Raw genomic sequence first — 25,120 nt, forward strand, 5'->3', positions numbered from 1 at the left:
CAAGGAGATGACTATGCGACCGGAGCAGCATCGGCAGGCAGACGGCGCCGCGAAACCCGCCCGGCTCAAGGTTGGGTTCGTTCTGGCGCGATCGTTCACGCTGTCGGCCTTCGCGCTCTTCATCGACACGCTGCGGCTTGCCAGCGACGAGCAGGATCGTTCCGGCAGGGTCCTTGCTGACTGGCAGGTGATTGGCAGCACGCGGCACCTGATAAACTCGAGCTGCGGCGTCCAGGTCGCTCCGACGTCCGATTTCGTCGATCCGTCGAATTTCAATTACATTGTGGTCGTCGGCGGTCTTCTGACGGTGGAGAACCCTGTCGACCAGCAGACCATCACCTTTCTCCGGCAGGCGGATGCCAAGAAGGTGCCGTTGATCGGCGTGTGCACGGGTTCGTTCATTCTTGCGGCGGCAGGCCTGATGAAGCGGCACGAGTCCTGCGTGAGCTGGCTGCATTACAAGGAGTTTCGCGAGCGGTTTCCCGACCTCGGCGTTCGGTCCGACCGGCTCTTCAATCTCGATCGCCAGCGTGGATCCTGCGCAGGCGGCAGCAGCGCCGCCGACATGGCTGCGTTGCTGGTCAGGAAGTATATCAGCCGCGATGCCGAGAGAAATGCGCTTGAAGTCCTTCAGATCGAGAAGGCCCGGACGACGGCTGATATACAGCCCCGACGTCCGCTATACGACGACTATGACGACGCCCGCGTCAAGGCGGCGATGATTACCATGGAGCAATTCGTCGACGGCAGCATATCGATCCAGAAGCTTGCCGCCATGGTCGGCCTGTCACGGCGGCAGTTGGAACGAATCTTCCTCGACAAGACGGGAATGTCTCCTGCCAAGGCCTATAATCGGGTTCGCATGGAGCGGGCAAAATCGATCCTCGTCCAATCGAAGGCGCCGCTGATCGAGATCGCGCTTGATGTCGGCTTCGAAAACGCCTCGCAGTTCACACGAACGTTCAAGCGCACCTTCGGGCAGACCCCGTCGCAGCATCGCGCAGCGGCTTCGAGAGTGCACTGAACGCACTTCAAATATCTTCCGCGGGAAACTGTCAGCCGCTCCCTTGGCCATGATCAGAGCCTGCGTTTCCAGTTTGATGCTCTCCGATCCCTTGGCGAGTGACGTCGCCCTCGCTCAGTGTTCAGCGCTCGATGACGAGATCGCTGAGCGGCTTCGAGCAGCAGGGCAGGAAAAAGCCGGCGTCGATTTCCCTCTGGCGGATTCCGCCATTGTGGCTCATGTCGACCGCGCCGGAGGTCAGCTTCGACTTGCAAGTGCCGCAGACGCCATTGGCGCAGGAGGAGGGAATCCTGACGCCCGCCTTCTTCGCGCACGAGAGCACGCTTTGGCCGCTTGTTACTTCGATGCTGCGGGCCTGCTTGGAGAAGGTGACCTGAAAGGCCTTGGCGGCAGCATCCTGAACCGCGGGGATTTCCGGTTCGTCGATGACCGCGGCGTCGAAGCTTTCCTCGAGATAGTGCGAGGCGGGGACGCCGAGCTCGGCAGAAATGCCGCGCGCTGCCGCCATGAACGGCGCGGGGCCGCAGCACATCACCGTTCGCTCGGCGATATCCGGAACCGCAAGCCTGACATAGTCTGCCGAAATGCGACCGGTAAGGCCTGGCCACGACGCCTCGCCCGCGACGGTTTCCGGGAGGAAATGGAGCCGAAGGGCTTTCAGCCTACCGGCGATGCAGGCAAGCTCGTCGCGAAAGATCAGATCCAGCGGTGTGCGCGCGGCATGCATGAAGACGACGTTGGCAGGTTCGCAGCTGTCTGCGAGTTCCCGCAGAATGGACATGACTGGGGTAATGCCCGAGCCACCTGAAAGCAGCAGAAGCTTACGTCCCGGCGCCTCGGACCGGACGAAGTTGCCAAGCGGGCCGTTCGCCTTGACTGATGCCCCGGGAACGAGGGTGTCGTGAAGCCAGTTGGAAATCTTTCCGTCCGGAACGCGCTTCACCGTAACGGAGAAGGCGTTCGTTCGATGCGGCGAAGAGGAAATGCTGTAACACCGGCTTTCAGCATCTCCATTGTGTTCCAGGTCGAACAGAAAATACTGTCCGGCCTTGAATGCGAACCGCTTGCCCCCGCGTGATGCGAAAGTGAACGTCTTGACGTCATGGGTTTCCTGCTGGACGTCGAGGCAGACGAGCGCGTCGTCTTCCTCGGGATTCCAAACGCCGTTGAGAACGGCGTTTCCGGGCAATTCCTGCGGGTTCCTAGTATCCATGGGTGCGCATCCGGTCGATGTACCAGGTGGCGAACTTGTCGAGGTTCGTCTCGGAGAAGGGGGAGTAGGGCCCTGGCTCATAAGCGGGATCGAGCGTGCCGGCGTGGGAGCGGGCGACCAGGTCCGCGTCCTGATCCGTCGTCGCTACCCAGACATCCGCCAGCTTGTCGAGATCGTAATCGACCCCCTCGACGGCCTCCTTGTGGACCAGCCACTTGGTTCGGACAAGCGTCCTGCCTGCCGAGAGCGGGATGACAATTGCCACGACGGCATGGTCGCCCATGAAGTGGTTCCAGCTGTTGTGCCCCCAAAGATGCATGTCCCCGAGATCCTTGCGGGTCATCTGCCCGAGAAGCTTCGAGGATGCGGCGGTGGCATCATGGGTCTGGGATTCTCCGGCGCCTGATATGATCAGCCGCTGCGTGCGGAAGTTCGTGGCGCAGTCGGCGAGCTGCTCGACGGCGGCCGAAGGGAAGCCGTCGGCCTCCCATGCCTGCGTGCGCTTCTCATAGAGCCGAAAATGCTCCGCGGCCTGTTCACGATCTTCCGGGCTCAGCGTTTCTGGATCGAAGCCGAAGTCGAGATCGACGAAGGAGACGCAGAGTTCCGGGTGGTTGGCCGAGCAATGATAGCATTCACGATTGTTCTCCATGGTCAGCTTCCAGTTGCCGTCCTCGATGACGTCGGTCTGGTGGGCGATCTTGGCGTTGCGGATATCGTAGGGCGCGAGGCGCTCGGTCATCGCCTGCTCGAGGCCGGCAATGTCCTCGGGCGGATTGTCGGACAGGCAGACGTAAATCAGCCCACCGATCGATTTGAAGGTGACCGGCTTCAGGCCGCGACAGTCCTTGTCGAAATCCTTGCCCATATGAGGGGCGTAGCTGAGCTCGCCCGTCAGCTCATAGGTCCAGGTGTGATAGGGACAGACGAGCTTCGAAACGATCGTTTTGCCCGGATCGAGAAGGCGGGAGCCGCGATGGCGGCAGACATTGTGCAGCACGCGGATCTCGCCATCGTCGTCGCGCAGCAGGATCAGGCTCGTCTTGCCGATATCGATTACAGTGGCGTCGCCGGCTTCGGGAACATCGCAGTCGAGACCGACGCAGATCCAGTGCTTGTGGAAGAAGACCTCGATATCAGCGTCGAACACGTCCTCTCTGACATAAAGGCCGGCCGGGAGCGAATGGCCCTCGGAGCGGGAGTCCAGCAGCGCCGAAATCGAGGATGGAAGCCTGTTTAGCATGAGAACCCCTTATGTGATCGTTTCTGTAAATTGCTCTTGTATTGCAGGGGCTTCAACGGCATAAAAAATCACGTTCGCATAAGTTTTTATCATGCGAAAAGGAATTTCAGGATGCAGTTTCGAAGACGGCTCCCGTCGCTGACGGCGCTGGTGACCTTGGAAGCAGTGCTGCGCAGGAAGAGCTTCACCTTGGCTGCGAGCGAACTCGGCGTCACCCAGGCAGCGGTCAGCAGGCAGATTGCGGTGCTGGAGGAGGAGTTCGGCCAGCCCTTGTTCGTGCGCAAACATCGGGCGATCGAACCGACGGCGGCATGCGTCACCCTCGGCGCGACGCTGGCGAAGAGTTTTGCCGATATCGCCGAGAGCGTGGAAGCGATCCAGTCGCACGGCCAGGACGTCGTGACGATCGGGGCAACCGTCGCATTCTCCTCCTTCTGGCTGCTGCCGCGGCTGGCCGAGTTCCGCCGGGCGAACCCCGGCATTCTGGTGCGGGTGATATCGCAGGATAGCCCGATCGCTCTCCACGGCGGAGAGGTCGATGTGGCGATCCGATACGGCCTACCGCCCTTCAGCGATGGCACCGTCATCGCCTCGCGCGGCGACGTCATTTCCCCCGTCTGCTCCCCGGATTATCTCCGGCGTCGAGGCAATGGTCCGCTAGGCTCGGCTGACGAATTCATTGAAACGGACGTTCTCGATCGTTCCTGGTATAGCTGGGCACAATGGATTTCCCTGGCCGGCGCCAATATCGCGGTGAAGCCGTCGCTTCGGTTCAGCCACTATACCGAAACCATCGCCGCCGCCCGCGCAGGGCAGGGGATTGCGCTGGGATGGCGCATGCTGGTGGGTACTTTTCTGGAGGACGGAACCCTCGTGCAGGCCGACAGCGGCGAGCTTGCCGCCGAAGGCAGATACAACGTCATCGTGCCCGTCAAAGCCAAACGAAGCAATGCCCGCGACCTTGCCGCCGCCTGGCTGACGGCATCATTGCACGGTTGATCAAAAGCCCCCATTCACAAACCCAGTCCCACAGACGCCGTTCGGTGCACGCCCTTCGGGACGAAGGCGAAGCGATCGGAGAGGCTGAGGAAATCGGCCGCGAGGTGAATGACAGAAAGCCACATTTCCGTTCCCTGCAGGCTCGGTTCACCACCGTCGGCGAATGGGAAACCTTCGCCATCCCGCCATCTATCCAGAGCCCTCGAGATGAGATTGCGGGCAATCGCCTCCCCTTCGGCCCGTCGGTAGTCGGTCTGGCGGGCAACCAGCAGCAGAGGATGAATCGTATCGAGGAGATTGCACGCATTGTATTTCTGAGCAGCGAAGCCCTTGTGGTTACGATAGTTGAGGTGAACCGTTTCGAGCGAGGCGTACGGATGTGGAAGCGCGACGCCGAACTGGGCGTAGGTGCCGCGCGTCAGACGGTAAAAGCCGTTCACCGGTTGCAACCATCCTTCCAGCGCTGTCGGCTCGCCCCATAGGCCCGAGACGCTGTTGGCATGCCGGCTCAACCACTCGAAGAGTTCCTGGCGTGATTGCCTGATGCCGAAATACTTTGCATTGAAGTACATCGCGGTTCCGATGGCATCGACCACGCTCCCAGCCTGCCACGCCAGGGTCGACCAGGGCAGGGCACTCAGCCATTCGTCCAACTCTTTCGCGCCGAGCTCGACCGCGTGGACAGGATTCCTTGGACTGGAGCCAAGCAGCTCAAGCGCATATCCAACCGCAAGGACGTTATAGAGCGCCTTTGGATCCTCCCTCAATGACCCGCCATGCAGTCGCGAATGCTCTTCCGGGAACAGGCCGGCCTCTCGTTCCTGGAGATTTTGGAGAAGCTGGACGGTCTCCGACTGATTGATGTCGGGCGGCAGGTGGCCGAAGCCGGCCGCGATCTCGATTGCATCGCACAGATGCCGGATCGCCGGTCTCCTGATGCCGTCCGCCTCCAGCGATTCATAGGCCTCAGGCGTTTTCCAGCGTGCAAGAATATCAGGCCATTGCTCCTGCGCTTTCTGACCGAGCCTGATCAATCGATCTTCGACGTCTGCAGTGCCGGATTTCCTGGCCGGCGCGCCTCGGCTCCGCAGCACCTTTGCCGGTACGCCGCCGGCAATCGACAGGGCGGGAATGTCTTGCGTGACCACCGCCCCAGCGGCGATCACGGCGCCATTTCCGATGCTGACGCCATCGAGAATGACAGAATTGGCACCGATCCAGACATCGTCGCCGATCACGATGCCGAGGCTGATGACACCTTGGCGATGGATGGGTCGATCAGGATCGTCGAAGCCGTGATTGAAGCCGACAATCGATGCATGCGAGGCAATCCGCACGCCATTGCCGCACGTCACCTTGCCGGAAACACAGGCATAGGGATTGATGGAGCAATCGTCGCCGAGGATGACATCACCCCGAACAAGCGCGCGCCCGGCAATCCAGGACCTCTCACCCATCGCCAGGCTTTCGGTGAAGATTGCGGCATCTTCGGCGATATAGGACGTCTCGGCCAATTCAGCAGCGCAGGCTCGCCGAAGCTCCGCCTTACGGGCGAGATGGGCGGGATGATCGAGGTCCGACGCAATGCGCTCCCAGGGAAGATATTGCAGCCGGCGCGCTTCTCTCTGCTCGTTCGCCGATGCTTGCGAATTATTGGCCTGATCCATTTCGATCCTCGTCTTCGTTTCCGTGGCCGAATGTTGGCTTAGCAAGAGTGTCGGCAATCGTCACTCTTCATGAAAGACTCGACCCGAACTTGTCCCAGCTCTCCTTGACCGTTTCCATCGCGACATTCGTCGAGGTGCTGGCAACGTGGGGCAGTGTCGAGATGCGCTCGCCGAGAACGCGGCGGTAGCGGCCGATATCGCGGGTGCGGATCTTCAGGAGATAGTCGAACCTGCCGGCGATCATATGGCATTCTTCGACTTCCCTGATCTTCTTGATGGCTTCGTTGAAGCTTTTCAGCGCATCCTCGCGGGTATCGGAGAGTTTCACCTCGACGAAGGCGATATGGTCGAGCTGCATTTTCGACGGATTGAGGACGGCCTTGAAGCCTTCGATATATCCGTCGCTGATCAGCCTTTTGAAGCGGATCTGGCACGGCGTCTTCGATAGCCCGACACGCGCCGCGAGATCGGTGATCGACAGCCTGCCGTCCTCGGCGAGTTCGGCGAGGATCTTCCTGTCGAACTGGTCCAATTCACTAAAGATGTCGGTATCGATAGCCATTTGATCTTTCTGGTGTGAGTTAATAAGTTCATACAGCCTGGAAACTGAAAAAATCAAGTGAGATCGCGATTTGCGATTGTGTTAGATTGTCGACGGGCAATGGAGGAAGGGCGAAGCCGCCTGGCAGATTGCCGGGATGGCCGTCTGCGCCGAACCCAAAATGGGGATGATACATGCACAAGGGAGAGCCGGATGACGATCAAAAGCCGGACCTGCTCGTTCATTACCGGCCGCTGGCGATAAGGGCCGTGGCGGCGGCATTCACCGTCAAGCGCGACAAGCCGGATGCGCGCCCGCTTTGCGAGACGGAATATTCCGGCCCAGTTGTCACGGATGATGCCTGGGACGATGAGCCCGGTGTTCCATTTATCCGTTAGATCAGACACCGATTTGATAGGGACTCCCATGTTGAACGCAGCGATCGACCCCGCATCCTCCAGTAATCCCGCCAATGGCGCGCCGTTCTCCGGTTTTGCCCCGCCGATCCGGCCGCAATCCGAGCTTCGCCAGGCGATCACGGCTGCCTATCGCCGCCCGGAAACCGAATGCCTGCCGCCGCTCGTTGCCGCCGCGCGCGTCTCCGAGGCGAAACGCTATGACATTCGCAGCACGGCCCGCACGCTGATCGAGGCTTTGCGCGCCAAACACAAGGGCACCGGCGTCGAAGGGCTGGTGCAGGAATATTCGCTTTCCAGCCAGGAAGGCGTGGCGCTCATGTGCCTTGCCGAAGCGCTGCTGCGCATTCCCGATACGGACACACGCGATGCGCTGATCCGCGACAAGATCGCCGAGGGCAACTGGGCCTCGCATATCGGCGGCGGCAAATCCATGTTCGTCAACGCCGCCACCTGGGGCCTCGTCGTCACCGGCAAGCTGACCTCGACGGTCAACGACCGCAGCCTGTCGGCAGCGCTGACGCGGCTGATCGCGCGCGCCGGCGAGCCGGTCATCCGTCGCGGCGTCGATATGGCGATGCGCATGATGGGCGAGCAGTTCGTCACCGGCGAAACGATCGAGGAAGCGCTGAAGCGTGCCCGGCCGCTGGAAGCGCGCGGCTTCCGTTATTCCTACGACATGCTGGGCGAGGCCGCGACGACGGCCGCCGACGCCGAACGTTATTTCAAGGATTACGAAAAGGCGATCCACGCCATTGGCAAGGCCTCGGACGGGCGCGGCATCTATGATGGCCCTGGTATTTCGATCAAGCTTTCGGCCCTGCATCCCCGCTACGTGCGGGCGCAGGCCGGCCGGGTGATGAGCGAGCTGCTGCCGAAGGTCAGGGCGCTGGCCGTTCTCGCCAAGACCTATGATATCGGCCTCAACATCGATGCCGAGGAGGCCGACCGGCTGGAGCTTTCGCTCGATCTGCTCGAGGAGCTCTGCTTCGCCCCTGATCTCACCGGCTGGAACGGGCTGGGCTTTGTCGTCCAGGCCTACGGCAAGCGCTGCCCCTTTGTGCTCGATTACGTCATCGATCTCGCCCGTCGTTCCGGGCGCCGGGTCATGGTGCGTCTGGTCAAGGGCGCTTATTGGGATGCGGAGATCAAACGCGCCCAGCTGGACGGTCTCGACGACTATCCGGTCTATACCCGCAAGATCTACACCGACGTCGCCTATATCGCCTGCGCCCGCAAGCTGCTGAACGCACCGGATGCCGTCTTCCCGCAATTCGCCAGCCACAATGCGCAGACGCTCGCCACCATCTATCATCTTGCCGGTCCGGATTTCGCTGTCGGCAAATACGAGTTCCAGTGCCTGCACGGCATGGGCGAACCTCTCTACGATGAAGTCGTCGGCAAGGAAAAACTCGACCGGCCCTGCCGTATCTATGCGCCGGTGGGTACGCATGAGACGCTGCTTGCCTATCTGGTGCGGCGCCTTCTGGAAAACGGCGCCAATTCCTCTTTCGTGCATCGCATCTCCGATCCGCACGTCTCCGTCGAGGCGCTGATTGCCGATCCCGCCGAGACCGTTGCCGCCATGCCGGTCGTCGGCGCCCCGCACGCGCAGATCGCCTCGCCGAAGGCGCTTTACGGCAGTGCCCGCGCCAATTCCGACGGCCTCGATCTCTCGAACGAGGCGACCCTTTCCGATCTGGCGCAGACGCTTGTTTCTTCGGCAGCGAGCCCATGGCATGCGGGTCCGATCCTTGCCGATGGCTCCACCGACGGGGTGACGCGTAACGTCCTTAATCCTGCCGATCACCGCGACGTCGTCGGCACGGTCACCGAATTGAAGGTCGAGGAAGCAGCCCGGATCGTTGCCATGGCGGCCGAGCATGCGCCGCAATGGGCCGCCGTATCGCCCGCGGAGCGTGCCGCCTGCCTGGAGCGGGCGGCCGACATCATGCAAGCCCGCATCAAGACGCTGATGGGCATTATCATGCGCGAGGCCGGCAAATCGGCCGCCAATGCCGTCGGCGAGGTGCGTGAGGCTATCGACTTCCTGCGTTATTACGCCGAGCAGGCGCGCAAGACCCTCGGGCCGTCGCATGCGCCTCTCGGCCCGATCGTCTGCATCAGCCCGTGGAATTTTCCGCTGGCGATTTTCACCGGGCAGGTTGCCGCAGCCCTGGTGGCCGGCAATCCCGTGCTTGCCAAACCCGCCGGCGTCACGCCGATCATCGCTTCGGAAAGCGTGAAAATCCTCCATGAGGCGGGCGTGCCTGTCGGCGCCTTGCAGTTCGTGCCCGGCAGCGGCCGCCTCGGCGCCGGCATGGTGGGTGCCCCGGAAACAGCGGGTGTCATGTTTACCGGCTCGACCGAAGTCGCCCGGATGATCCAGGCGCAGCTGGCTGAACGGCTGTCTTCGACCGGCAAGCCGATCCCGCTGATTGCCGAAACCGGCGGCCAGAACGGCATGATCGTCGATTCCTCGGCGCTCGCCGAGCAGGTGGTGGCCGACGTCATCGCCTCGGCTTTTGACAGCGCCGGCCAGCGGTGCTCGGCGCTCCGCGTCCTCTGCCTGCAGGATGATGTCGCCGACCGGACCCTCGCCATGCTGAAGGGCGCCTTCCGAGAGTTGACGATCGGCCGCACCGATCGGCTGAGCATCGATGTCGGACCCGTCATCAACGATGGCGCAAAGGCGGAGATCGACCAGCATATCGAGCAGATGCGTGGCATGGGTCGCAAGGTGGATCAACTGCCGCTGCCCGAAAGTGCGGCGGCCGGCACCTTCGTTCCGCCGACGATCATCGAGATCAAGTCCCTGTCGGACCTGACGAGGGAGATCTTCGGGCCGGTCCTGCATGTCGTCCGCTTCAAGCGAAACGGGCTCGACCGCCTGATCGACGACATCAACGCATCGGGTTACGGCCTCACCTTCGGGCTTCACACCCGGCTTGACGAAACGATCGCGCATGTGACCAGCCGCATCAAGGCCGGCAACCTCTACGTCAACCGCAACATCATCGGCGCTGTCGTCGGCGTGCAGCCTTTCGGCGGCCGCGGCCTGTCGGGCACCGGTCCGAAGGCCGGCGGTCCGCTCTATATCGGCCGGCTGGTGCAGCGTGCTCCGGTGCCGCCGCAGCAGGATTCCGTTCATACGGACCTCGCCCTTCGCGACTATATCGTCTGGCTCGACAAGAAGGGCTTGCCGGGCGAGGGAGAGGCAGCGCGTGGCTATGCGAGCCGTTCAGCGCTCGGACTTGAGCGTGAACTCACCGGCCCCGTCGGCGAGCTCAATCTCTATGCGCTCCATCCCCGCGGCCGCATTCTTGCCGTGCCGCAGACCGAAAGCGGGCTGCATCGCCAGATCGCCGCAGCCCTGTCGACCGGCAACCACATCGTCGTGGATGCGGGCTCCCTATCGAAATCGGTCCTGGCGGATCTCCCGGCGGCTGTCGCCGGCCGGGTTTCCTGGACGTCGGATTGGGAAAAGGAGGGGCCGTTCTCGGGCGCGCTCGTCGAAGGGGATCACGACAGTGTTCTGGTCGTCAATCGGAAGATCGCTGCTCTGCCCGGCCCGCTTCTGTTGGTCCAGGCCGCGACGATCGAGGAATTGGCGAGCGATCCCGAGGCCTATTGCTTGAACTGGCTGCTGGAAGAGGTGTCGACCTCGATCAACACCGCCGCTGCCGGCGGCAATGCCAGCCTGATGGCCATTGGCTGAGGAAACCGGATGGGGGCGTAGACAATGCGCCCTCTCCGCATGTTCCGCCAAAACTCGACACCATTGACCATTGTTTTAACAGTCGTGACTATTGTGGTGCGCTGAGGCGCGGCAACCCAACAGAGGGCTGCCGGTAAAAGTGCCTATTTTCCTGGGGCGGGGCTTCCTTATGGCGTTGATTGATCGACTGTTGCAGCGTATGCGGATCGTGACGAAGGTCCTCTTCTTCGTGGTGCCGCTGATCGTCCTCATCGCCGGCATCGGGCTTTTCGGCTATTTCACCGCCGGTACGCTGAACGGGCAGATGACCCTGACCCGGCAGACGATCGAAGCTCTTTCTAGCTTTCAGCAACTGCGATCGGCTCTGACCGCCTTTACCGATCTTCCCACTGCCGCCACCCGCGATCGTCTGATCGCCAGCATTTCCGATCAGAATAAGGGCGCTGCGACGCTCGATGCGATGCTCTCCGATCCCGCGCAGAAACAGCAGATATCCATGGTGCGTGAACTAGGGGGCAAGATGCAGGGCGGCGCCGACGCGCTCTGGGCGGTGGCGCAGGAGCGCGCCAGTAACGAACAGGCGATCGACGACGCGGTCGCCCAACTGTTCAAGGAAAGCCAGACCGCCCGCAAACAGCTCGACGTTCTCCAGGATCAGGCGAATGGCAAGGAGGCCTTTGTCCGGGCGCTTCTTCTCGACGCCTCGGCCTATAAGAATCTGGCTGGACGCATTACAAAACTGCGCAAGGCGACCGGAGGGGCGACCGATCCCCAGAAGCTTGCCCAGGCGATCGCCAGCCTCCTGCCGCCGCTTGTCAAGGAGACGGGCGAAAGCGAGGCGCTTGCCTCCGAGAAAGCTCAAAGCCAGATTGCAGCGCTGAAGCCGATGCTGGACAAGCTCGCGGTCATGGCCAAGGACAGCAGCTTGTCGCTCGAGAGTTACGCTCCCGTCGACCAGGACCTGCAGGGCTTTCAGGAGCAGTTTGCAAAACTCGCCTCCGGCAATGCGGACACCGCGATCGAGCGCTTTGCCGGCATGGATGCGAGCATATCAACGCTTCGCTCGATGGTGATGATCGTCAACGCCGCTTTCAAATCGATCGACGATCTGCGCCTGCACCTGAGCGAACTGAACAGACGCGTCGACGCCGAGGCGCGGGATGCGGCTCTCGCCGATCTCAAGGCGCTGCGCGAAAGCGCCGCGACGCTTGCGCCTTTGAGCGGGCGAAATGCCGCGCTGCAGGATCTCGCGAAAGAGATCGAGCCTTCGCTTGCGGCGATCGAAAAGGATACGTCGCTTCTGATTTCGATTGCGGATCGGTGGCGGGCAGAGAAGGGGGCGGCCACCGAGCTCGTGGCCTCGGCAAGCCACACGCTCGAGCAGTTCGTCAGCACGGCGCAGGAGAGCGGCAAGGAAATCAGCCAGCGCTCGGCGACGATGTCGCTCGCGGCGATGATTGCGGGCACTGTGCTTGCGATCATCGGCGGCCTCATGCTGATCGAAACCCTGCGCGGGCCGCTGAAGCGGATTACCCAGACGATGATGCGGCTTGCCGACGGCGATCTGAACGTGCCGATCGGTGACGGCAAGCGCGGCGACGAGATCGGCGACATGATCCGATCGGTCACCGTCTTCCGCGATCAGGCGCTTGAGAAGACCAGGCTGGAAGAGGTGGCCGAAGCAAACAGGGCGCGGGACGAACGGGAGCAGGCCCGCCGCGCCGCCGAACAGGCGCGTGTCGAGGCTGAACAGAGCGAGGCTCTCAATGCTCTGTCGGACATGCTCGGCAAACTTGCCAATGGCAACCTTGCCGCCGAAATGAGCGAGGATCTGGCCGCAGATTATGTCGCCATGGCGAAAACCTACAATCACGCCATCGATGCGCTGCGCCTGACGCTCGCCGAGGTCCGCAACACGACCTACGAGATCGCCGAGGGCAGCACCAACCTTTCGGGAGCCGCCGACGATCTGGCGCGGCGCACGGAACAGCAGGCCGCGTCCCTCGAGGAAAGTTCGCGGGTACTGGGCGAATTGACCGTCAGCGTGCGGACGACAGCCGAAAACGCCCGTCAGACCTCGCTTTCGGTTGGCGAAGCCCACCGTCAGGCGGAGCATTCCGCGGCCGTCGTCGCCAAGGCCGTCGACGCCATGGGCGCCATCAATCGCTCATCCGAAAAAGTCAGCAGCATCATCGGCGTGATCGACGAGATCGCCTTCCAGACTAATCTCCTCGCCCTCAATGCCGGCGTGGAAGCGGCGCGCGCAGGAGAGGCCGGCAGAGGTTTTGCCGTCGTCGCCCAGGAGGTGCGCGAGCTTGCGCAGCGCTGCGCAAAGGCTGCCCGCGAGATCAAGGATCTCATCTCCACCAGCGCATCGCAGGTCGGCGCGGGCGTCAGGCTCGTCGAGGAGACCGGCGAGGCGCTTTCCTCGATCATGGAGCACTTCACCGCGATCAACGGGCTGGTGCAGGTCATCTCGACTGCGACGACCACGCAATATAAGGGGATCGATGAGGTGAACAACGCCGTTCGAGACGTCGAGCACATCACCCAGCACAACGCCGCCATGGTCGAGGAAAATACGGCGGAAATTCATCGGCTTCGGCAGCAGGTGGAAGTATTGAACGAAAGAATCTCTCACTTTCAGACGGCCGACGGTCGCAAGGCCGCCTCGCCTGCCAACAGTCCGCGGATGTCCGTGGTCTCCTGAACACTTGCTGTCCCCGGTCTTTTTGAGGCGACAGATGAGTCTCCTGTCGGGATCGACCCATTCACCACCGAATTTGTGGGCGTTTCATGAAGCTCTCTTTCGGCCGAGCCGCATTCAAAAATCGGCCACTTTGCCCCAGGCGGACGTTCCGAATCGGTCGGGATTGTACGGCCGGGGATCGACGATCGGCTCGTCGCCTGTGACGATATCGGCAATCAGATGACCGGCGCCTGGCCCGATGCCGAAGCCATGGCCGCTGAATCCCGCAGCGAGGATGAAACCCGGAAGCGTGGCGATCTCGCCGATCCCCGGCACGCCGTCCGGCGTGCTGTCGATATAGCCCGCCCAGGCCGCGCTGATGCTCGTTTTTTTCAAGGCGGGCAGAAGCTCGAGTGCCCGTGAATGCGTGAGGGCAATGGTGGCCTGGTTGACCGCCGGGTCGAGGATGCGCATGCGCTCCATCGGCGTCGGCCTGTCGAGCCGCCAGCGTGCCAGAGACTCGTGACCGGAGCGAAACCCCTCCAACCCACCGGGTGCGAGACTGCGCCAGCGCCGGGCGAACATCGGCAAGAACTGCGACGCGAAGCGGAGCTGCTGCGCCGTGGGATCGACGCGGCCGCGGCCGCTGATCGCCAGCGTGTAGCCGCCATCGCTGCGGCGCGTGACGGAGACCGCAGATGTGTGCAGTGCATCCGGCAGGCCGCTGGCGCCCGGTGAAACGGAAAGGATCGACGAACGGATCGATGCCTGCGGAAATCGAATGCCCAGCTGGCGGCAGAAGGAGGAGGCCCAGGCGCCGCCGGCGAGGATCGCGATTTTTGTCCGGATCGTGCCATGCTCCGTGACGACGCCCGAGAGCCTGCCGCCTTCGACGGCGATGCCGCGGGCCGCACAGGACTGATGCACCGTGCCGCCGAGCTTCAGGATCGCGCGCGCGACGGCCGGCGCGGCACGTGCCGGATCGGCAGTGCCGTCGGTCGGCGAAAATACCCCGCCTTTCCACGCGGTGCCGGTGGCGCGCCCGCGTTCGGTCGCTTCTACGCCGCTCAGCATATGCGTCGTGACGCCGACCGAGCGCGCGAAATCCCGCCAGCGTGCCCAGCCGGCCAGTTCCTCGTCGCTATTGCTGAGATAGAAGAGGCCGCAGCGGCGAAAACCCGTGTCCTCCCCGGTCTCGGTGGCGAAGCGCTCCCAGAGATCGAGGCTCTTCGTCGACATCGGCAGTTCACGGGCGTCGCGGTTCTGCTGCCGGCACCAGCCCCAGTTGCGGCTTGATTGCTCCGCACCGATGAGGCCCTTCTCGACGAGGGCGACTTTCAATCCGCGCCGGGCCAGATAATAGGCCGCGAAAACACCGACGATGCCGGCGCCGATCACCACCGTATCGGCGGCGGTGGGCAGCTCCGGCGTGGTGTCGATGCGATCGAGTGTTGCGGGCATGGCAGGGTCTCCGTTTCAGCCTGTAGTCTAGCGGATCTGGCGCCACGCCTTTGCCGCAGTTGAGATGGCGGCAGCAGAAGATTCCGTCTTGCGGGGAGCCCGGCAGCCATTCGTGCTTCCGCCTATGTCGGAACGTGGTCAACGTCGCCTCATCGGTTGAGTAGTCGATGTCGGAGAAGCCGCATCGCTATCTTCCGCGTCCTTAGCGATCTCAAACGGAGAAGGTGTAGGATCAGACTCGATCGGAACGAGGTAAGATCCTTTGCGGATTGCAGAAGAATGGCCGGTTCACGAATGCCAGAACAGGATGATTTTAGGCCGAGTCGGCCTAAAATCTGAATCCTGTTCTACATTATAGAGTTAGAGCATGATGTCGTCCGAAAACCGCTCACACTTTTCGGCATCATGCTCTAAACGTTGCCGGACAAAACGATCAGCACGCCGACCCTTATTGCCGACAATAGGCCCGCACCAATTCCGGATCCTGCTGGAGCCCATCAAGCCAGGCCGGATCAAGCGTCGGCACTGATGAGAAGAGCAGTTGCGAATAGGGGTGCGTCGGCGCCTTCACCGTCGAGTGGGTGATTTCCTCAACCTTCCGGCCCCCATACATCACCACGATCTCGTCGCAGATCGCCTCCACGACCGAGAGATCATGGCTGATGAAGATGTAGGAGAGGCCGAGTTCGCGCTGCAATTCCTTGAGCAGGTCGATGACCGCGGCGGCAACCACGGTGTCGAGCGCCGAGGTAATCTCGTCGCAGAGGATCAGCTTTGGATCGGCGGCGAGCGCCCGGGCGAAGTTGACGCGCTGCTTCTGCCCGCCCGAAAGTTCTCCCGGCCGGCGATGGCGGAGGTTGCGGGGCAGGCGAACCATGTCGAGCAGTTGATCGATCCGGGCGTTTCGCGCCTGCCGATCCATGCGGTGGTAAAAAACCAGCGGCCTCGCGAGGATGTCCTCAACCGATTTTGCCGGGTTGAGAGCGGTATCGGCATATTGGAAGACGATCTGCATCTCGCGCAGCTGGTCGCGCGAGCGCTCGCGAGCGCTGCGGCGCAATTCCGTTCCGTCGAAGACGATCTTGCCGACTGCGGCCGGCAGGATGCCGGCGATGGTGCGGGCGAGCGTTGATTTGCCGCAACCGGATTCTCCGATGATGCCGAGATTGCGCCCTTTTTCCACCTTCAGGCTCACGTGCTCGACCGCGCGAACGAGGGGCAGGCCGTCGGCCTGGCGTTGTCCATAACCCGCAACGAGATCGTCGATCTTCAGAAGCGGCTCCGTCGCGCTTCCTATAGCGCCTGCTACGCCACGCGATTTCGGCTCAAAGGCTGCGAGCAGCTCTCTGGTATAGGGGTGCTTCGCGTTATTGAGGATTTCCTTGGTCGTGCCGGTTTCCTGGGTCTCCCCGCCTTTCAACACGACGATGCGATCTGCGATCTGCGCGACGACGGCAAGGTCGTGCGAGACATAGACACCGGCTATGCCGCCCTTCTTCATGACCGACTTGAAAGCGCGCAGCACTTCGATCTGGGTGGTCACGTCGAGTGCCGTCGTCGGCTCGTCGAAGATGACTAGGCTCGGGTCGCCGATCAGCGCCATGGCCGCCGCCAGACGCTGCAGCTGGCCGCCGGAAACCTGGTGGGGATAACGGCTGCCGATCGTCTCGGGTTCGGGCAGCGACAGCGCCCGAAAGAGCTCGACTGCCCGGGCGCGCGCATCGTCCGGCGACATCAACTGATGAATACGCGTGACTTCAATCACCTGGTCCATGATCGATATGGCCGGGTTGAAGGCGGCGGCGGCTGATTGCGGGACATAGGCGACTTCGGTGCCGCGCACCTTGGCGCGCTGCTTCTCGCTAAGCGTGACCATGTCCTTGCCGCCAACCGAAACACTGCCGCCGCTGATGCGACAGCCCGTACGGGTATGGCCCATCAGGGTCAGGGCGATGGTTGTTTTGCCCGAGCCGCTCTCGCCGATCAGCGCGACGATCTCGCCCTTAGCAACGTCGAGGCTGACACCCTTGATGATCTCGACGCGTCGGCCGGAATCGGTGGTGGCCTCGACCTTCAGGTTACGGATTTCAATGAAATTGCTCATGACACGCTCCGGTCGCGAATTTTATGCGGCAGGTTGTCAATCAGCAGGTTGACGCTGATCGTCAGGCTGGCGATGGCAAGTGAAGGAAACATCACCGCCGGCGCACCGAACGGCAGCCCGCCGATGTTCTCGCGCACGAGCGCGCCCCAATCAGCATAGGGCGGCTGGACGCCAAGGCCCAGGAAGGAAAGCCCGGAAAGCAGCAGAACGATGAACACAAAACGGATCCCGAGGTCGGCAAGCACCGGTCCGACGATGTTAGGCAGGATTTCCGAGCGAATGAGATAGAGGGTGCTTTCTCCACGGATGCGCGCAACCGTGATAAAATCCATCGCATTGATGTTCACGGCAAGCGCCCGCGCGAAGCGGTAGGCGCCGGGGATGTAGATCACCGATAGCGTTATGACCAGAACCGGGACTGAGGAACCGACGGCCGCGACGACCACCAGGCCGAACAGCTTGCTCGGGATGGAATTGAGGGCGTCGAGGAGGCGGCTGAGGATCGTGTCCAGCCAGCCGCCGGCCACCGCCGCGATCATGCCGAGCACGACGCCGCAGAAGCAGGCGATCGTTACCGCGACCAGCGAGATGCCGACCGTGTAGCGGGCGCCCATCAGAATTCGCGAGAGCATGTCGCGGCCGAGATAGTCGGAGCCGAGCCAGAGTTCCCGGCTCATTGGGCCGAAATAGTCGAGATCGACAATCTCGCCGACGGGGTGGGGGATGACCAAGGGCGCGAAGATCGCGACGAGCGCCCAGGAGAGGATGACGGCAAGGCCGATGGCTCCGACGATATTGAAGCGATAGCCAAGCCGGGTTCCGGACAGCCGGCCGGACGTGGTTTCGGAACTGGTCATGGTCATCGGAGCCTCGGATTTGAAAGGATGGCGATGATGTCGGCGATGGTGATCAGCAGCAGATAGCCCAGGCAGAAGATCATCGCGCAGCTCTGGATCAACGGCAGGTCGCGGGTGGCTACCGCATCCAGCATCAGCTTGGCGATACCGGGATAATTGAAAATGGTCTCGACGATGATGACGCCTCCGAGCAGATAGGACAGTGAAAGCGCAACGGCATTGACGATCGGACCCAGCGCATTGGGAAGTGCGTGGCGAAAGACGATGCGTGGCCGCGAGGCCCCCTTGAGTAGCGCCATCTCGACATAGGGTGTGTTGAGCGTCTCGATGACAGCCGCGCGCGTCATGCGGATCATCTGAGCCGAGACGACGAAGGTCAGGGTGATCACCGGCATGGCATAGACGCGCAACATGTCGGCCAGGCTGTGAATTTCATTGGCGAAAGATAGCGCCGGCAGCCATTTCAGATAGACGGCGAAGATCAGCGCGGCGGAGGTCGCGACCATGAACTCCGGTACGGAGATCACGCCGATGGTGATCACGGTAACGATCCGGTCGTAAACAGTGCCACGCAGCATCGCCGCGGTGATCCCGAGCGCCAGAGCAATCGGCACGGAGAAGAGCGCGGTGACGCCGGCGAGTTTCAACGTGTTGACGAAGCGGCCGGCAATGAGGTCGGCGATCGGCATTTGGTTGGCATAGGACGTGCCAAGGTCGCCCTGCAGCAGTCCGACGGACCAGCGCAGGAAACGAAAGAGCGCCGGCTCGTCGAGATGCATGGCCGTGCGAAGACCTTTGATGGCTTCAGGTGTGGCCGCCTGGCCAAGCAGGATCGTCGCCGTGTCTCCCGGCAAGAGCGTTGTTGCGAAGAACACGGCGAATGAGACGATCACCAGGGTGATCAGGGCGATGAGCAATCTGCTCAGCACAAGGGATAAGACCTGGTTGTTCACGCGCGGCTCCCTTTTGGCGTTCGAATTGAGCTTAATCAACGAAAATGGAAGCCGGGGGCGCGATTGCAGCCCCGGCCCCCGGTGCTTTATCAGGCTTCGAGCCAGACATATTCGGCAAATGCGTATCCCATCTGGCCGCCGAACGGGCTGGGTTCCAAACCCTTGAGCTTGGCTGTGGTGGCGTCGACATTCGATATATAGGCTGGAATGATGGTGCCGGCTTCCTGGGCGACCATGACCTGCATCTCATTGTAGATCGCCTTGCGCTTCTCCTGGTCGAGCGTACCGCGAGCCTCGATCAGCATCTTGTCGAACTTCTCCGACTTGTATTGGCTTTCATTCCACGGAGCGTCCGAGGTGTAGAGCAGGGAGAAGAGGATGTCAGGGGTCGGCCGTGGGTTGATATTGCCGAAGTGGATCGGCGCCTTGAGCCAGTAGTTGTCCCAGTAGCCGTCGGATGGCACGCGCTGGACATCGAGCTTCATGCCGATTTCAGCACCGGCGGCCTGGATGATCATCGCCATGTCGATCGACGAGCTCGCCGCGTCGGAAGCGATGATCGGAATGGATTGGCCGAGGACGCCTGCTTTTTCGAAGTGGAACTTCGCCTTCTCGGGATCGAAGTCCCGGGCTTTCAGGTCCGCATTATGATAGAAGTTTGCTGGTGAAACGGGTTGGTCGTTGCCAACCTCGCCGAGACCGCGCAACGCCGATTTGACGATCTGTTCGCGGTTGACGAGAGACTTCATGCCTTCGATGAAGTCCCGCTTGTTACCGGGCTCCATATCCAGCCGCATATTGAGGTTGGTATAGTTGCCGGAGGTCGTCTTCGACAATGTGAACCCGTCGCCCTGAGCCTCGATGAGGCGCATGGAGCGCGGATTGATCGTGGCTGCGAGGTGGATATCGCCTGCAAGCAGGGCGTTGACGCGGGCGTTGTCGTCGCTGATTGCGAAATATTCGAAGGAATCGACGTTCGGGCCCGATTTCCAGTAGTTCTTGTTCTTGATCCCGACCGAGCGCACGCCGGGTTCGAAGACCTCCTTGACGAAAGCGCCAGTGCCATTCGCCTTCGAAAAGTCGGTCGTCCCATCGGCAACGATCATGAAGTGATGGATCGACAGGATGGTCGGCAAGTCGGCATTTGCGCTGGCGAGCATGATCTCGACGGTCTGTTTGTCGACCGCCTTGAAGCCCGTCATTTGGGCGGCGATCTTGGCGACCTTCGAACCGACGGAGGGGTCGAGATGGCGCTTCAGAGAGAATACCACGTCGTCGGCGGTCAGCGGCTTGCCATCATGAAATGTGACGCCGCTCCTCAGTTTCACCGTCCAGATCTTCGCATCTTTGGATTCAATCGCCTCGGCAAGCTCCATCTGCGGCTTGCCGCTTTTGTCGAGGATGGTAAGGCGGTTGTAGAAGGAGCAGCACCGGACATAGTCGGTGGAGAGTGACGCCTTGGCGGGGTCGAGCGTATCGGCTGTGGAGGACGACCAGCCGGCCGCCTTGAGGGCGCCGCCGGAAACGGGCGTCGCCGCAAGCGCCTTGCCGGCGCGGCCAAGCACCAGCCCGCCTGCGGACATGGCCACGCCGCCGGCGAGCATCATGTGCAGCAGCTCGCGACGGGTCGCGCCTTGACGGATGGCGGTTTCGATCATGGCGTCGTCGGAGCTGGTCCAATTGGTGATCTTGTTGTTCATCTCATTCCCCTTTTTTCTATGGCGGGCTGCCCGTTTCGGGCAGGCCCGATCCGGTTTTAAAGTCAGGCGCGTGCAGCAGCCACGGCATCTGTTAGGCCTGCCATGGACGTGAAATGGAAATCGGGTTTGGTGAACTCGACCGGCTCGATCGTTCCGCCGTAACCCTTTTGGGCGTGTCGCCGCTCGATCCAGCAATTGGCCAGCCCGAGTTCCCTGGAAATCCCGATATCGTGGTACTGGCTCTGGGCGACATGCAGGATGTCGTCCTTCGAATGGCCTTCCGAGGCAACGTAGGCGAAGACCGTCGCGAAGAACGCGGGATCGGGTTTTTCGGTGCCCGTATCGTCGGCCGTGAAGGCAGCATAAAACGGATTGCCGAGTTCCTTCTCGAACAAATTAAATGCCCAGCGGCGGGCATTGGTCATCGCAACGAGGCGGTAATCCTTCCCGAGTTTGGCCAGCGCTGCGGCGCTGTCAGCGAAACCCTTCCAGCTCTTCACAGAGTCCCGTAGTCGTTCGCCATATTTTCGATCAGCAGGCAGACCGAGCTTCGGTGCGATCGCGAGGTAAACGCGCACGAGGTCGTCGGGAAATAGGCCGGCATCCTCGGAGTAGCGGGCTGCGCGATAGAGGCTAAGCGCCTGCTCGCCATCCACTGTGCTTCCCACCTCGGCCGCGATCTCGGCGAAACAGGCCTTGATGCCGCCCTCGAAGTCGATGAGCGTACCGACGACGTCGAATGTCATGTATCTGAATTCCGGAAGGCTCTTGCTCACGTGAATTCCCCAGTGTTCGGCTCCAGCGGGAGCGCGGTTTCTCGAAGAAGAATATTCTGTTCCCGCAGGCAGGATCATTGTCCCGCTCTTATGTGGAAGGCCCCGCATTTGCCGGGATCCGAGCCCTTCACCGATATTAGTTTGTCACCTGCACTGCGCCGGAATCTCCTGAAAGGCGCTATATGGCGGCACAAAATACCGAATCTGCCCCTTTCGCGATATTCTCGCGCTTGCATCGCCGGTGCACATCCGATCGGTCACAGTCTCGTCCAGCGTGAAGCGTGTGCGCCGGACGGAGCTTAGCGTTCCGGTGCAGCCGGTGGCAGTCTATCGATGAACGCCGTCACGCCCGCTGAGAAAAGGAGGGTGCTTTCAGCCCAATCGAAGATGCCGCGACTGCCGATGTTCGCTGAGCGGCGCCAGCCCCGCATCAGTCGCGCATCGCTCTGATGCGGACTCAAGCCTGCGCCAACCCAGGATGAGCCGCAATATCGATCGAGATGAACTGATTGCGCTCAGGCTATCCTTGGGTATGCAGAAGTAGCGTGTGAAGCGGGTCGCAAACGATCGGTCGAGTCGCGTCTCGACCCGACGCCTAAGATGGCACCTGGAGGGTGATGTGCCATAGCCGATTTCAAAGCCGCGCTGGCTAAGCGTAGAATTCGCGACAAGTCCAAGAATTTCTGCAAGCCCCGGCTTGGGGTATCCTGCATGCGAGGGACACACCTCAGTGCATCATCGCCAGCGCTGCCGCAAAGAAATCTTCGCCTCCGAAATTTCCCGACTTCAAAGCCAGAAGCATGTCGCCCTGGGTATTGCCGACCGTGCGCAGCACCGGCACGCCGGGCGCAATCTCCGGCCCGATCAGAAATGCCGGAATGGCGAGCCTGTCGACGGCTGCCCCCGAGGTTTCGCCGCCTGCGACCACGAGCCGCCGCACGCCTCTTGCCACCAGCTCGGCGGCGATGATCGATGTGGCGGTCTCGATCGCGTGGCCGGAGGCCTCTCGTCCATAAAGTGATTGCAGCCGAGACACGGTTTCGGGTGCGGCGCTCGCGGCGACCACGACGGGGCCGGCGGCGATGCGGTCTCCCGCCCAGGAAATCGCCGCGGCGATCTCATCCGGGCCGGCAAGCAGCCGCTCCGGGTCGAGCCGCAGGACGGGCATCGACCGTTCGGCGACGTCGAGCTGGCGCAGCGTTGCCTTGGAACAACTGCCGGCAACGATCGCTGAAAACCCGCCAACGGGGCGAATGGCATCCGCCGGCGCTGCACCGCCGGACGATATCCGACCGGAGCGGACGAGCGCGCGGGCAAGGCCGAGACCGAGGCCGGACGCACCGGTGGACACCGGCGTTTCGAGTGCGATCTCGCCGAGCGTTTCGAGATCCCGCTCGAAAATTGCATCGGCGATGGCGGCGGTGACGCCTGCATTGCGCAGGGCGTCGAGCCTCGCCTTGATGGCGCCGCGTCCGGCCGCAATGGCTGCCAGATCGATCAGCCCGACAGCGCCACGCGATTGTCGGGTGAGGACCCGCACGAGATTGGCATCGTGCATCGGATTGAGGGGATGGTCTTTGAGCGGACTTTCGTTCAAGGGCTGGCCGCCGACGAAGAGATGGCCAAGATAGACGGTGCGTCCCGTTTCCGGGAAAGCTGGTGTAACCAGCACGACGCCGCCGCCGGCCGCATCGTTCAACGCCTCTGTGACCGGACCGATATTGCCGGCATCGGTGGAATCGAAGGTCGAGCAGATCTTGTAAAGCACGTGACCCGCGCCGCGCCGGCGCAGCCATCGCTCGGCGCTGGTCGCGGCCGTCACGGCGTCCGAGGCCGGGACCGAGCGGATCTTCAGGGAAACGACGACGGCGTCGACATCCGGCAGCATGAGCGACGGATCGGGAATGCCGACCGTCTGTACCGTGCGCAGACCGTTCTTCGTCAGCGTGTTGGCGAGGTCGGAGGCGCCCGTATAGTCGTCAGCGATTGATCCGAGCAAAATAGCCATCGTCTAGCTCCGTGCAAAAGGTCTGAACCAGCCGAGGCCTTCCAGGGTGTGGCCGCGCGGGACGTATTCGCAGCCGATGAAACCGTCGTAACCCAGGCGGTCGATTTCGCTGAACAGATAGGGATAGTTCAGTTCCTCCCCTTCCGGCTCGTTGCGGGACGGCACGCTGGCAATCTGGATATGGCCGGTGATCGGCAGCAGGCGTCGCAACGCCATCGTGACGTCGCCGTGGATGATTTGACGATGATAGATGTCGAACTGGAGTTTCAGGTTCGGCAGACCGCATTCGGCAATCAGGCTTTCCGCCGCGCCGAAGTCGCTGAGGAAATATCCCGGCATGTTTCGCCGGTTGATCGGCTCGAGCAGGAGATCGATGCCTCTTTCCGCGAGCCGTCCGGCAGCGTAGGTGACGGAGCGCCGGTAAGAGGAGGAGGCGTCTTGGCCACCAGGGTCGGCGATGCCTGCCATCAGGTGCAGCCGCTTGACGCCGGTCGCCGCCGCATAGTCCAATGCCCGCTCGACATCCGCCTTCAGCGCATCGAACCGTCCGGGAAGAGCCGCGATGCCGCGCTCGCCTGCTGCCCAGTCGCCCGGCGGCAGGTTGAACAATGCCTGCTGCAGATTGTTGCGGGCAAGCCGTTCGGCGATTGCGTCCGGCGCCGCGTCGTAAGGAAAGAGATATTCGACGGCGGAAAAACCGGCATCGGCTGCGGCGTCGAAGCGATCGAGGAATGCCCATTCGTTGAACATCATCGTCAGGTTGGCGGCGAAAACCGGCATGATTGGCGTTCCTTTTACAGGCTGTGCGGGTCTTTGGTGGAACCGGGCAATTCGGCGCCGGAAAGCTTAGCGTAGAGCCGCGCCAGCGAGGAATCGTCATCACGGCCCATGCCGGCGCCGGCGGCGGCCAGGTACATTTGCAGCGCTGCTGCCGCGAGTGGCACCGGATAACGCTCGGAGCGGGCCATGTCTTGGACGATACCAAGATCCTTGACGAAAATCTCGATGCTGCTGAGCGGCGTATAGTCTCCGGCCAGTACATGCGGCACGCGGTTTTCGAACATCCACGAATTGCCGGCGGAGGCCGTGATCACCTCGTAGACCTTATCGAGGTCGAGGCCCTGCTTGGCAGCAAACGTTATCGCTTCACAGGCGGCTGCGATGTGCACCCCGGCGAGAAGCTGGTTGATCATCTTGAAGGCCGCGCCCGCTCCGGCCGCATCGCCGAGTTCGTAGACCTTGCCGGCCATGGCGTCGAGACCCGGACGGGCGGTGTCGAAGGCCTGTCTGGAGCCCGACGCCATGATCGTCAGCTCGCCAAGCGCCGCCTTGGCCGCGCCGCCCGAAATCGGCGCGTCGAGATAGTGCAGGCCGAGAGCCTCGACCCGTTGTGCCAGATCGCGTGCGACCGCAGGATCCATGGTTGCCGACGAGATGAAAACGGCCCCGGGCTTCATCATCCTCGCGACGCCTTCAGGGCCGAACAACACGGCCTCGGTCTGCGCGCCGTTGACGACCACGGAGACGACGATGTTGGCGCCCTTCGCCGCGCCGGCTAGGGTCGTCGCGCCACGTCCGCCATCGGCGATGAAGCGGTCCACTGCCGCTTGCGTGATGTCATATCCAACGACATCGAGCCCCGCGCGCTTCATCGACCGGGCCATTCCGAGCCCCATGGAACCAAGGCCGATGACGGCCGCGACGACGGCAGGCCCCGAGTTTTCAGCAAATGGCGACATCAGGAAGTTCTC

At 62.1% G+C, this 25,120-nt stretch carries 18 protein-coding genes; 5 read left to right on the forward strand and 13 right to left on the reverse strand.

The window, feature by feature from the left end:
- Positions 1-13 precede the first annotated feature (13 nt).
- Positions 14-1,024, forward strand: coding sequence for a GlxA family transcriptional regulator (locus J3O30_RS25800; protein WP_207584622.1), 1,011 nt, complete (start codon positions 14-16; stop codon positions 1,022-1,024).
- 121 nt (positions 1,025-1,145) lie between these two features.
- Here the strand turns inward: J3O30_RS25800 and J3O30_RS25805 are convergent, their stop codons facing one another.
- On the reverse strand, positions 1,146-2,237 hold the full coding sequence (locus J3O30_RS25805; protein ID WP_207584623.1) for a hybrid-cluster NAD(P)-dependent oxidoreductase: 1,092 nt from the start codon (positions 2,235-2,237) through the stop codon (positions 1,146-1,148).
- Complete coding sequence (locus tag J3O30_RS25810) at positions 2,227-3,480, reverse strand: aromatic ring-hydroxylating dioxygenase subunit alpha (RefSeq protein ID WP_207584624.1); 1,254 nt, start codon at positions 3,478-3,480, stop codon at positions 2,227-2,229. Before J3O30_RS25810 ends, J3O30_RS25805 begins: the two co-directional genes overlap by 11 nt.
- A gap of 111 nt (positions 3,481-3,591) precedes the next feature.
- Between J3O30_RS25810 and J3O30_RS25815 the strand changes: the two genes are divergently transcribed.
- On the forward strand, positions 3,592-4,479 hold the full coding sequence (locus J3O30_RS25815; protein WP_207584625.1) for a LysR substrate-binding domain-containing protein: 888 nt from the start codon (positions 3,592-3,594) through the stop codon (positions 4,477-4,479).
- A gap of 14 nt (positions 4,480-4,493) precedes the next feature.
- On the opposite strand, the gene J3O30_RS25820 is transcribed toward J3O30_RS25815, so the two are convergent.
- Together J3O30_RS25820 and J3O30_RS25825 are read right to left on the reverse strand one after the other, a co-directional pair.
- Positions 4,494-6,146, reverse strand: coding sequence for an acyltransferase (locus J3O30_RS25820; RefSeq protein WP_207584626.1), 1,653 nt, complete (start codon positions 6,144-6,146; stop codon positions 4,494-4,496).
- Between the two features lie 67 nt (positions 6,147-6,213).
- Positions 6,214-6,708, reverse strand: a complete 495-nt coding sequence (locus J3O30_RS25825) for an Lrp/AsnC ligand binding domain-containing protein (RefSeq protein WP_207584627.1) — start codon at positions 6,706-6,708, stop codon at positions 6,214-6,216.
- A gap of 173 nt (positions 6,709-6,881) precedes the next feature.
- On the opposite strand from J3O30_RS25825, the gene J3O30_RS25830 reads away from it, so the two are divergent.
- The 3 genes from J3O30_RS25830 to J3O30_RS25840 all read left to right on the forward strand — a co-directional run bounded on the left by J3O30_RS25830 (position 6,882) and on the right by J3O30_RS25840 (position 13,531).
- Positions 6,882-7,085, forward strand: coding sequence for a hypothetical protein (locus J3O30_RS25830; RefSeq protein ID WP_207584628.1), 204 nt, complete (start codon positions 6,882-6,884; stop codon positions 7,083-7,085).
- Between the two features lie 28 nt (positions 7,086-7,113).
- A complete protein-coding gene (gene putA / locus J3O30_RS25835; protein ID WP_207584629.1) occupies positions 7,114-10,821 on the forward strand; it encodes a trifunctional transcriptional regulator/proline dehydrogenase/L-glutamate gamma-semialdehyde dehydrogenase in 3,708 nt (1,235 codons plus the stop codon).
- Positions 10,822-10,990: 169 nt separating this feature from the next.
- Positions 10,991-13,531, forward strand: coding sequence for a methyl-accepting chemotaxis protein (locus J3O30_RS25840; protein WP_207584630.1), 2,541 nt, complete (start codon positions 10,991-10,993; stop codon positions 13,529-13,531).
- Positions 13,532-13,645: 114 nt separating this feature from the next.
- On the opposite strand, the gene J3O30_RS25845 is transcribed toward J3O30_RS25840, so the two are convergent.
- From J3O30_RS25845 to ltnD, 9 genes are all read right to left on the reverse strand, one after another.
- The gene (locus J3O30_RS25845; RefSeq protein ID WP_207584631.1) at positions 13,646-14,971 is read right to left on the reverse strand and encodes an FAD-binding oxidoreductase; all 1,326 of its coding nucleotides are present in this window, start codon (positions 14,969-14,971) and stop codon (positions 13,646-13,648) included.
- A gap of 448 nt (positions 14,972-15,419) precedes the next feature.
- On the reverse strand, positions 15,420-17,075 hold the full coding sequence (locus tag J3O30_RS25850) for an ABC transporter ATP-binding protein (RefSeq protein ID WP_207584632.1): 1,656 nt from the start codon (positions 17,073-17,075) through the stop codon (positions 15,420-15,422).
- The gene (locus J3O30_RS25855; RefSeq protein ID WP_207584633.1) at positions 17,072-17,938 is read right to left on the reverse strand and encodes an ABC transporter permease; all 867 of its coding nucleotides are present in this window, start codon (positions 17,936-17,938) and stop codon (positions 17,072-17,074) included. The genes J3O30_RS25850 and J3O30_RS25855 overlap by 4 nt, the downstream gene beginning before the upstream one ends.
- Positions 17,935-18,885: an ABC transporter permease gene (locus J3O30_RS25860; RefSeq protein WP_207584634.1), complete on the reverse strand. Its 951-nt coding sequence runs from the start codon at positions 18,883-18,885 to the stop codon at positions 17,935-17,937. The genes J3O30_RS25855 and J3O30_RS25860 overlap by 4 nt, the downstream gene beginning before the upstream one ends.
- Positions 18,886-18,974: 89 nt before the next feature.
- Complete coding sequence (locus J3O30_RS25865) at positions 18,975-20,585, reverse strand: ABC transporter substrate-binding protein (protein WP_207584635.1); 1,611 nt, start codon at positions 20,583-20,585, stop codon at positions 18,975-18,977.
- 62 nt (positions 20,586-20,647) lie between these two features.
- Complete coding sequence (locus tag J3O30_RS25870) at positions 20,648-21,361, reverse strand: HAD-IA family hydrolase (RefSeq protein WP_207584636.1); 714 nt, start codon at positions 21,359-21,361, stop codon at positions 20,648-20,650.
- Positions 21,362-22,088: 727 nt separating this feature from the next.
- Positions 22,089-23,369, reverse strand: a complete 1,281-nt coding sequence (otnK, locus tag J3O30_RS25875) for a 3-oxo-tetronate kinase (RefSeq protein ID WP_207584637.1) — start codon at positions 23,367-23,369, stop codon at positions 22,089-22,091.
- Between the two features lie 3 nt (positions 23,370-23,372).
- Complete coding sequence (otnI, locus tag J3O30_RS25880; RefSeq protein ID WP_207584638.1) at positions 23,373-24,149, reverse strand: 2-oxo-tetronate isomerase; 777 nt, start codon at positions 24,147-24,149, stop codon at positions 23,373-23,375.
- A 14-nt stretch (positions 24,150-24,163) separates the two neighbouring features.
- The gene (gene ltnD / locus J3O30_RS25885; protein WP_207584639.1) at positions 24,164-25,108 is read right to left on the reverse strand and encodes an L-threonate dehydrogenase; all 945 of its coding nucleotides are present in this window, start codon (positions 25,106-25,108) and stop codon (positions 24,164-24,166) included.
- Positions 25,109-25,120: the final 12 nt, after the last annotated feature.

The sequence above is a fragment of the Rhizobium sp. NZLR1 genome, from assembly GCF_017357385.1.
Taxonomy (GTDB): domain Bacteria; phylum Pseudomonadota; class Alphaproteobacteria; order Rhizobiales; family Rhizobiaceae; genus Rhizobium.

What these genes read in the sequence shown, in the direction of transcription:
- J3O30_RS25800 (WP_207584622.1), top strand. Translation starts at nt 14, where the DNA reads ATGCGACCGGAGCAGCATCGGCAGGCAGACGGCGCCGCGAAACCCGCC.
- J3O30_RS25805 (WP_207584623.1), bottom strand. Translation starts at nt 2,237, where the DNA reads ATGGATACTAGGAACCCGCAGGAATTGCCCGGAAACGCCGTTCTCAAC.
- J3O30_RS25810 (WP_207584624.1), bottom strand. Translation starts at nt 3,480, where the DNA reads ATGCTAAACAGGCTTCCATCCTCGATTTCGGCGCTGCTGGACTCCCGC.
- J3O30_RS25815 (WP_207584625.1), top strand. Translation starts at nt 3,592, where the DNA reads ATGCAGTTTCGAAGACGGCTCCCGTCGCTGACGGCGCTGGTGACCTTG.
- J3O30_RS25820 (WP_207584626.1), bottom strand. Translation starts at nt 6,146, where the DNA reads ATGGATCAGGCCAATAATTCGCAAGCATCGGCGAACGAGCAGAGAGAA.
- J3O30_RS25825 (WP_207584627.1), bottom strand. Translation starts at nt 6,708, where the DNA reads ATGGCTATCGATACCGACATCTTTAGTGAATTGGACCAGTTCGACAGG.
- J3O30_RS25830 (WP_207584628.1), top strand. Translation starts at nt 6,882, where the DNA reads ATGCACAAGGGAGAGCCGGATGACGATCAAAAGCCGGACCTGCTCGTT.
- putA (WP_207584629.1), top strand. Translation starts at nt 7,114, where the DNA reads ATGTTGAACGCAGCGATCGACCCCGCATCCTCCAGTAATCCCGCCAAT.
- J3O30_RS25840 (WP_207584630.1), top strand. Translation starts at nt 10,991, where the DNA reads ATGGCGTTGATTGATCGACTGTTGCAGCGTATGCGGATCGTGACGAAG.
- J3O30_RS25845 (WP_207584631.1), bottom strand. Translation starts at nt 14,971, where the DNA reads ATGCCCGCAACACTCGATCGCATCGACACCACGCCGGAGCTGCCCACC.
- J3O30_RS25850 (WP_207584632.1), bottom strand. Translation starts at nt 17,075, where the DNA reads ATGAGCAATTTCATTGAAATCCGTAACCTGAAGGTCGAGGCCACCACC.
- J3O30_RS25855 (WP_207584633.1), bottom strand. Translation starts at nt 17,938, where the DNA reads ATGACCATGACCAGTTCCGAAACCACGTCCGGCCGGCTGTCCGGAACC.
- J3O30_RS25865 (WP_207584635.1), bottom strand. Translation starts at nt 20,585, where the DNA reads ATGAACAACAAGATCACCAATTGGACCAGCTCCGACGACGCCATGATC.
- otnK (WP_207584637.1), bottom strand. Translation starts at nt 23,369, where the DNA reads ATGGCTATTTTGCTCGGATCAATCGCTGACGACTATACGGGCGCCTCC.
- otnI (WP_207584638.1), bottom strand. Translation starts at nt 24,149, where the DNA reads ATGCCGGTTTTCGCCGCCAACCTGACGATGATGTTCAACGAATGGGCA.
- ltnD (WP_207584639.1), bottom strand. Translation starts at nt 25,108, where the DNA reads ATGTCGCCATTTGCTGAAAACTCGGGGCCTGCCGTCGTCGCGGCCGTC.